Genomic DNA, 7414 nt, shown 5'->3' with positions numbered 1-7414 from the left:
GGGACTGTGCCCGGGTTCCTGTTGTCATCAATGTCAGATCACGCAGGCTGCGCCATATCCAGCACCACCCGCCCCCCGCAAGGGCATTCATCCATATACCGATGCGCCTCGACCACCTGATCGAACGGATACACCTTGATGATCTGCGGCGTCAGCAGCTGGTCGGCGGTGAACTGGTTGATATCGCGCAAGGCACGCTGCAGCGCGACCTGGTCCTGGCTGATGCCCAGTTCCGGTTTGCCGGTAAAGTTACCGATGCAGTGCACATAGAACTGGATGTTCTTCTGGAACGCCGCACAAGCCGGGAATGGCGTCTGGTTGCCACCTTGCAGGCCATACAGCACCAGGCTGCCTCGGGGTGCCAGGACATCGCCGAGCAGCGACATCTGCGGCCCACCCATGCCATCGAGGACCATGTCCACGCCGCGACCGTCGGTGTACTTGCCGATCTGCAGCAGCAGGTCCTGCTCCTCGGTGACGATCACTTTGTCCGCCCCCAGCCCCAGCAAGTACTCGCGTTGCTCGGGCGCCTTGGTGGCGGCTAACACTTTCAGTCCCAGGGCCTTGCCCAGTTGCACGAACGCAGGCCCTGCGCAGTGGCTGGCATCGGTGACCAGCGCCGTCTGCCCGGCCTTGGCGCGGGCCAGGTCGACATAGGCGAAATAGGCGATCAGCAGCGGCGTGTAGTGCACGCTGGCTTCGATCGGCGTGAGGATATCCGGATACCGGGTGATTGCCGTGCGTGGCAGCACGATCACGTCGCCGTATACCGGGTGATCATTGGCGCTGGTGGCCGGGAAGCTGGCGACCCGGTCGCCCACCGCAATGTCCTCGACCGCTTCGCCGACAGCCGTCACCACCCCGGCCATTTCATGACCGATCCCCGCCGGCAGGCGGGCCTGGGAGGGAGCCAGGTTCTGACGCCAGAGCACGTCATACCAGCTGACGCCGATTGCCTCGACGCGGATCTGCACCTCGTCGGCGGCGGGCGACGGTTCGGCCTGCTCCTCGCAACGGAGCACATCGGCAGCGCCGAACTTGTGGAATCGGATCATGCGGGACATCGCATACCTCGCCTTGTGAACCTCTAATACCACGGACTTTATCCGGGCTTTGGCCGTTAGACCATCAGTGGTCATTAATAGTCGACATGCTTGTCATCGATTGGGCACCTGACATTCCTATGAATTGGCACCCGGAAATCGGTGCAGGGTAACAGCCTTTGGCCTTAAGATTCACCCCTGCCCCACTTTAGACGAAGCGCACCGATGAATCGAAACGACCTGCGTCGTGTAGACCTCAACCTGCTGATCGTGTTCGAAACGCTGATGCATGAGCGCAGCGTGACGCGTGCCGCCGAAAAACTGTTTCTTGGCCAGCCGGCCATCAGCGCGGCCCTGTCGCGCCTGCGCAACCTGTTCGACGACCCGTTGTTCGTGCGCACCGGCCGCAGCATGGAGCCTTCGGCGCGAGCGCATGAGATCTTCGCCCTGCTCTCTCCGGCGCTGGACTCTATCTCCACTGCCGTCAGCCGCGCCGCCGAGTTTAACCCGGCCACCAGCAATGCGGTGTTCCGCATCGGCCTGTCGGACGACGCCGAATTCGCCCTGCTGCCGCAACTGCTCAAGCGTATCCGCGCCGAAGCGCCGGGTATCGTGTTGGTGGTGCGCCGGGTCAATTACCTGCTGATGCCTACCTTGCTGGCCTCGGGCGAAATCTCGGTGGGGGTCAGCTACACCAGCGAGCTGCCCGCCAACGCCAAGCGCAAGGTGCTGCGCCGCAGCAAGCCGAAACTGCTGCGTGCCGACAGCGTGCCTGGCAGCATCACCCTGGATGACTTCTGCGCCCGGCCGCATGCGTTGGTGTCGTTCGCCGGCGACCTGTCCGGGTTCATCGATGAAGCGCTCGAAGAAATTGACCGCAAGCGCCACGTGGTGCTTGCGGTGCCGCAGTTCAACGGGCTGGGGAGTTTGCTGGCGGGGACCGATATCGTTGCCACGGTACCGGACTACACGGCGGATGCACTGACGGCTGCGGGGGGCTTGCGGGCGGAAGATCTGCCGATTGAAGTGCGCAGTTTCGAGCTGCACATGGCTTGGCGAGGGGCGCAGGATAACGACCCGGCGGAGCGGTGGTTGCGGTCGCGGATACAGATGTTCTTTGGCGACCCTGACAGTCTTTAGGGGCTTCGTCCTCGACCGACTGAAGTCGGCCGATTGCTGCCTTTGGCCATCGGCAGAAATCGGCCAAATGCAGGCGTTTGAGAACGCCCGAGGCGATTCTAAATCCTCGGTCAGTGAGTGCTTGCTCGCCGTTTCAGCTCTTCCAACCTCCCCGACAACGCGTTCCTATACTTCCCGGCCTGGCACGACTCAAGCGCTGCCTCCGTTTGCGCGATCGCAGCGTCTGTCGCACCCAACGCTTCGTGACATTTACTGAGCAACTCATAATAACTAGCGATTCGCTCAAGCCCTTTCTTATCATCTCTAGCAAGCGCAAGAGCACGTTCAGCGGTGCTCAGTCCATCCTCCAGCTTATGAACTCCCAATTCTGCTTCAGCCTTGCGGTATAGGAGCCAATGGTCCCTGTTGAGGGCTTCACTCGGAATCTTCATGATTACATCCAGCGCCTCCGCCGGCATCCTTGCGAAAAGGAGCATTTTGGCTACTGCGCGTGCGTCAAAGCTCCTGATTCCAGGCTTGCTCCCCAGAGCCGTGGCAAATGCAACGCCCGCCGCCGTGATTCGGTCGCGCAAATCAGTCTTGCCTGCACTGCCGGCAGCTGCTGCAGTATTACCAAGCGACTCGCACGCGCTACTCCATTGGCCCTTATCAACCAACTCAGGGGGTGTCGCGAGAATCTCCGGTAATCCCTCAGCCAGCGCCACGCAAATCTCCGGGTGCTGATATGCAAAAATCGAGGTGAAGGACAGGTAGGCTTCATAAAATTGGTCTAGTCCCTCTAGAGCCGACAGAGCAATCACGTCTGCGAGAGCCCGAACCTGCTCGGTATTGCTCACCGTCTCGTTGGCGACTTTCCTGTAAGACCGGAGTCGCGCGACGGACGCCAACGAGACCCGCAATGGCAAATCCCACGGAGCTTCGATAACTCGGTCGACGAGGGTTTGCATCGCATGTGCTCCCGCCATTTTGATTGGGTCATCGGCTTCCTTTTGTGTTCCCATATGCGCAATCTGCAGACAAGTCGCATGCCATTCGGGCCGAATCTCCAGAAGCTTTTGAAAGCAGGTCAGAGCCTCATGCAATCTGCCGCAACGGCGCAATGCCTTGCCCTGGTGGTGCAAAAGCTCAAGGTTTACTTCCCACAAACACGAAACCGCAGAATCCTCATGCGGTTGCTGCGCACGATCAATGATCCCGCCCTGATTAAGGGTAGGTACCAGCTGAGCAGCGGTGCGCGCATGCGAGGACTAGTCGAAGGACGACCGATAGCAGCACTCTGCCAGCACTGCCGCAAATTAGCCTGAATAATGGGGAGCGGTAAACAAGATTGAGGACAATTTTGGTTCAAATCGTCTGAGATTGCGAAAGGACTGGATATATAACCAACCATTTGTGGATCAATCCGCGTCAGACTCAAAACTCGCGGCGCCGTAAAAGCTCCTATCGTGTCCTAAGGGATGGTGTAACTCATGCTGCGGTGCTTCCGAGCTTTCATCCTGCTTATGCTTAATCAGCAGAAAACCAAGATTGACCAAGTAAGGATTATTCCTTACGATTCAATCAATACATCCGGGAGAACGCCCATGCCTGCCATCCACGAAATCGCAACGCTAACCTCGAAAGGACAGGTCACACTGCCCAAATCCGTTCGCCAGCTTTTGGGCATAGACACTGGTGGCAAGATCGCATTCGACGTACGCGGGGGTGAAATCGTCGTCAGCCGCGTAGAAACCACCCACGAAGACCCTGCCATCGGTGCGTTCCTGGGTTTGCTGGAGGCTGATATCCGAGGCGGCCGCAACCTCACCACTTTGCCGGAAGACTTGGCGCAAACCATGCTCGCCAACGCAAACCACTCCGTGAATCTGGACGAAGATATCGATGGTGAGGTCGCGATCTGATGCTGCGACATGGCTGGACACTGTTGTTCCATGAAGGTGTGACTTTACAGCTACGCAAATTGCAAGAAGCCGCCGCCCGGGCCGAGCAGAACGACCCGCAAGGTTTTGAGAGCAACGCCAACGTCAAGCTGTTCCGGGCATTGAGCCATCTGATCATGGAGGCTGTACCTGCCGATCCGGGCCGTGATGAGTTCCGCCAAGGCAATACGCTGGGCACCGCCTACCGACATTGGCGCCGTGCAAAAATCGGCAGGCGCTTTCGGCTGTTCTTTCGCTACGACTCGAGGTCCAAGGTCATCGTCTATGCATGGGTCAACGACGAAAATACCCTACGGTCCGCAGGCAGCAAATCCGATCCCTACGCCGTATTCGAGAAGATGCTGGGCCGCGGTAACCCTCCTGATGACTGGGATGCGCTGACTGCTGCGACGCGTAGCGACTGGGACGAGCCCAAAGCATAAGTTGCGCGACCGGGTGAGGGATTGCACATTTGACACCGGCCCTCCCCTCGGTGCGTCCACTGTAATCCACTCGTAGCTGCTGCAAAAAAGGGTACATCTGGGGGTACAAAACCAATTCTCTATTCATAACCTTTTGATTTATATGGATCTCCAAATGTTCTTTGGCGACCCTGAGAGTCTCTAGGCGTCGTCGAGCGGGCTGTTTAGCTGATCTCGAAAAATCCCACGCTGCTGCTCCCAAACCGCCGTTGTGAATCACCCGCTCCTCCCGCTCTTTAACGGCGACCGCTGCCCGCGTGACCGTGGTGTAACCGAGCGACGTTCTGATCGATGCGGTCTTGGATCGTGCGCAAGGTGTCTTGAGTAATAACCTGTGGGTATAGGTTCTCGGCGATGGTTGCAAACCGGCTCGCTACATCACAAATGCCGTCAATCACTCTTCCTGCAGCGTCCGGGGGCACCTCGGCTTCCTCGGCAAGCCGAAGCATTTGCGTGCGGGAAATCGACAGGGCTTCCCCCATCACATCCATCTGGTGATACCAATCTGCCGGTTTACCGTCTTCACCTTCGGTATTGACGAAAAAACCACCCTGCTTGCGGAAGAAGCGTGCCGTAACCCCGGCCTCGTCGAACGATGCCCGCTTGAAATTGCCCAGGACATTGGCCTCGGTGGCATCGCGCATGGCCCAGCCGTGATCTGAATCTTTCCATGCTTTGGCCTGCGTGACATGGCAGCCAAGGCATGTCGTGGTAGCCACGTAACCTTCGGACTCGGTCACAGGCCTGGGTGCCTGGCCGGCTTCCTGAGCAGCTAACGCAAAGCCCGACGGGCCGAGCACCAGGGTGATCAACACCGCCACACACCACCAAGCCTTCAGTTGCCAACCCAGGTCCTTCTTGTCGGTACGACGCCCCATCCCTTAGCTCCACGGTCAACGCGAACAATCGGCCCTTTGGGCTCTTCTGGCGCGCCATGCGCCTATGCCTGCGTGATCAGGCTAGCGCATGGGGCCGACAATGAAAGGCCAATGCGCCCCGACACCTGAGGTTGGAGCTCTTTTCCGGTAGACGACCCCTATGGCAACCCGGCATTTCCCGTCCGGTCTGTGTCTGAAGTACACTCCCGCCCTTTCCTGAAATTACCGTACTAGAGCCCAGTCAAATGTTTTTCGGCGACCCGGACAGCCTCTGAATCGGCATACGTACAAACGCCCAACCGCTCCAACGGGGCCCAGGATGTCTCTTCAACTGCTCTGCCCAGACGCTCTGCCCGATAACTGCAGGGGCCTGCTCTATGCCCTGGCGACGGCGTTCCCTGGCAAGGGGCGAACTTCGCTGCTCAAACAGCTGAGAACCATGGGTATCTGTGACTCGGGTGGCAAGCTGCTTGATGCCGCTACGTTGGCCAGCCTGCTGCAATTGCTGCAGGACCAAGGCTGGGTCGACGTGGAGCAGCGTAACGAAGGGCGGTACTTCGCCGTGGCTGCACAGCGGCGCAACAGTGTGCTGCTGAGTCTGCTGGGGGCGGCCGATGGTGCCCTGCGGTTAATGGCCACAAGGCCTTGGTGTTCAGCCAGTACGTTGACCATTTGAGCATCGTCCGCACCCTGCTCGCGGAAAAGCGTATCGCCTACCAGTACCTCGATGGCAGCGTACCCACCAAAGAACGGGAGCGCCGAGTGAATGCCTTCCAAGCGGGTTCAGGTGAGATCTTCCTCATCAGCCTGAAGGCCGGCGGCAGTGGCCTGAACCTGACCGCTGCTGACTATGTAATCCATCTTGATCCTTGGTGGAACCCGGCGGTGGAGGACCAGGCCAGTGGCCGCGCCTATCGCATGGGTCAGCAGCGCCCGGTGACCATTTACCGGCTGGTCGCCGAGAACAGCATCGAGGAGCAGATCGTCGGCTTGCACGCTCGCAAAAGGGACTTGGCCGACAGCCTGCTGGAAGGTGGTGAAGTGAGCGCAAAGCTGGATGCCGACGCCTTGTTGGCACTACTCGCTGGGACGGGGGATTGAGGTGGCTTGAGTGTTCATTCTCGTCGCAGTCCCTCTCCAGCTTTATGATGGACTCGCAGTGGACGCAGACTCGAATGTTGGGTTGAAGGTACCCTCAATGGGTACCCGTTCCGTCACCCCTCGAGAAGGCAACAGACGAGAAAAAGGTCATCGACTTCGTTGACTGGTATCTCGATACAGTCCAGCGCTATTTTTCGCAGTAAGGGAGGCAGGGCTGCATTTGGCACGGCTGGCCGCCAGCGCTTCGGGGGGCGTAATCAGGTTGATGGTTACCTTGCTGGCGGCGTTGCTACCCACATTTGGACCCGGGTGCATCTTCTGCCGCTGACTATGCTGGAAGGCCCACCGAGCCTGACGAGCCCTGTACAGCAACCGAGGATCTCTTGCAGCGTTTAGGCCCCCAACTGCCCTTCGATCTCCCTTGCCAAAAACGGCGCGCGCCGACGCAAATAGTCCAATGTGATGTCACCATCGAACAATGCGGTTGCGTACTCCTCACGAACCTTCAAACAATCGTGATCGTTCAGTTTCAGGCGCTCGATAGTGGCGAGCACCCGCGCCTCGATCATTGGATCAAGGCCTTCGCCTGGTATGACCTGATAGCTGACCAGTTCAAGACGAAACCACCCATCCTCAACCTCGAAAGGGTCGAGTACATCCTGATAGTTATTTTTGCGGGCATTCATCAGGGTGCAGGCCAAACGATAGTTCTGCCACTCATAAACATCCTGCCACGCATAAGACTTGGGTAGCATATGGTCCACTGAACCGCCGCCTGTGACGCGCTCAATATAGATGCAGATATAAGCGCAGAGACGGCCGTATGCCGCCATCAAGTCCGGCAGGGCAGA

General features: G+C 58.7%; 7 protein-coding genes and 2 pseudogenes. 5 read left to right on the top strand and 4 right to left on the bottom strand.

The annotated features are described in order from the left end of the window. Positions 1 to 38: 38 nt before the first annotated feature. Entirely contained in the window at positions 39 to 1064 is a 1026-nt protein-coding gene (locus NP534_RS24500) for a zinc-dependent alcohol dehydrogenase family protein (protein WP_274100424.1), read from the bottom strand. A gap of 204 nt (positions 1065 to 1268) precedes the next feature. On the opposite strand from NP534_RS24500, the gene NP534_RS24495 reads away from it, so the two are divergent. Continuing rightward, on the top strand, positions 1269 to 2183 hold the full coding sequence (locus tag NP534_RS24495; protein WP_033698396.1) for a LysR family transcriptional regulator: 915 nt from the start codon (positions 1269 to 1271) through the stop codon (positions 2181 to 2183). A 110-nt stretch (positions 2184 to 2293) separates the two neighbouring features. On the opposite strand, the gene NP534_RS24490 is transcribed toward NP534_RS24495, so the two are convergent. Further along, positions 2294 to 3328, bottom strand: a complete 1035-nt coding sequence (locus tag NP534_RS24490) for a tetratricopeptide repeat protein (protein ID WP_274100423.1) — start codon at positions 3326 to 3328, stop codon at positions 2294 to 2296. A gap of 438 nt (positions 3329 to 3766) precedes the next feature. Here NP534_RS24490 and NP534_RS24485 point away from each other — a divergent pair, with 438 nt between their 5' ends. Further along, the gene (locus NP534_RS24485; protein ID WP_110607479.1) at positions 3767 to 4084 is read left to right on the top strand and encodes a type II toxin-antitoxin system PrlF family antitoxin; all 318 of its coding nucleotides are present in this window, start codon (positions 3767 to 3769) and stop codon (positions 4082 to 4084) included. Further along, positions 4084 to 4545: a type II toxin-antitoxin system YhaV family toxin gene (locus NP534_RS24480; RefSeq protein ID WP_156859478.1), complete on the top strand. Its 462-nt coding sequence runs from the start codon at positions 4084 to 4086 to the stop codon at positions 4543 to 4545. Before NP534_RS24485 ends, NP534_RS24480 begins: the two co-directional genes overlap by 1 nt. Positions 4546 to 4820: 275 nt before the next feature. On the opposite strand, the pseudogene NP534_RS24475 reads toward NP534_RS24480, so the two are convergent. Continuing rightward, a pseudogene (locus NP534_RS24475) lies at positions 4821 to 5084 on the bottom strand (type II toxin-antitoxin system HipA family toxin); the annotation flags it as partial. A gap of 697 nt (positions 5085 to 5781) precedes the next feature. On the opposite strand from NP534_RS24475, the gene NP534_RS24470 reads away from it, so the two are divergent. Beyond that, positions 5782 to 6138 carry a hypothetical protein gene (locus NP534_RS24470; RefSeq protein WP_274100422.1) on the top strand — a complete coding sequence of 119 codons (357 nt, stop codon included), beginning with the start codon at positions 5782 to 5784 and terminating at the stop codon, positions 6136 to 6138. Next, positions 6111 to 6563, top strand: a complete 453-nt coding sequence (locus tag NP534_RS24465) for a DEAD/DEAH box helicase (RefSeq protein ID WP_274100421.1) — start codon at positions 6111 to 6113, stop codon at positions 6561 to 6563. The genes NP534_RS24470 and NP534_RS24465 overlap by 28 nt, the downstream gene beginning before the upstream one ends. A gap of 392 nt (positions 6564 to 6955) precedes the next feature. On the opposite strand, the pseudogene NP534_RS24460 reads toward NP534_RS24465, so the two are convergent. Then, a pseudogene (locus tag NP534_RS24460) lies at positions 6956 to 7414 on the bottom strand (hypothetical protein); the annotation flags it as partial.

Origin of the sequence: Pseudomonas sp. 39004, from assembly GCF_028682155.1 — a bacterium.
Classification (GTDB): domain Bacteria; phylum Pseudomonadota; class Gammaproteobacteria; order Pseudomonadales; family Pseudomonadaceae; genus Aquipseudomonas; species Aquipseudomonas capeferrum.
The sequence above is the reverse complement of the archived record's forward strand: the minus strand, read 5'-3'. Positions and strand labels throughout refer to the sequence as shown.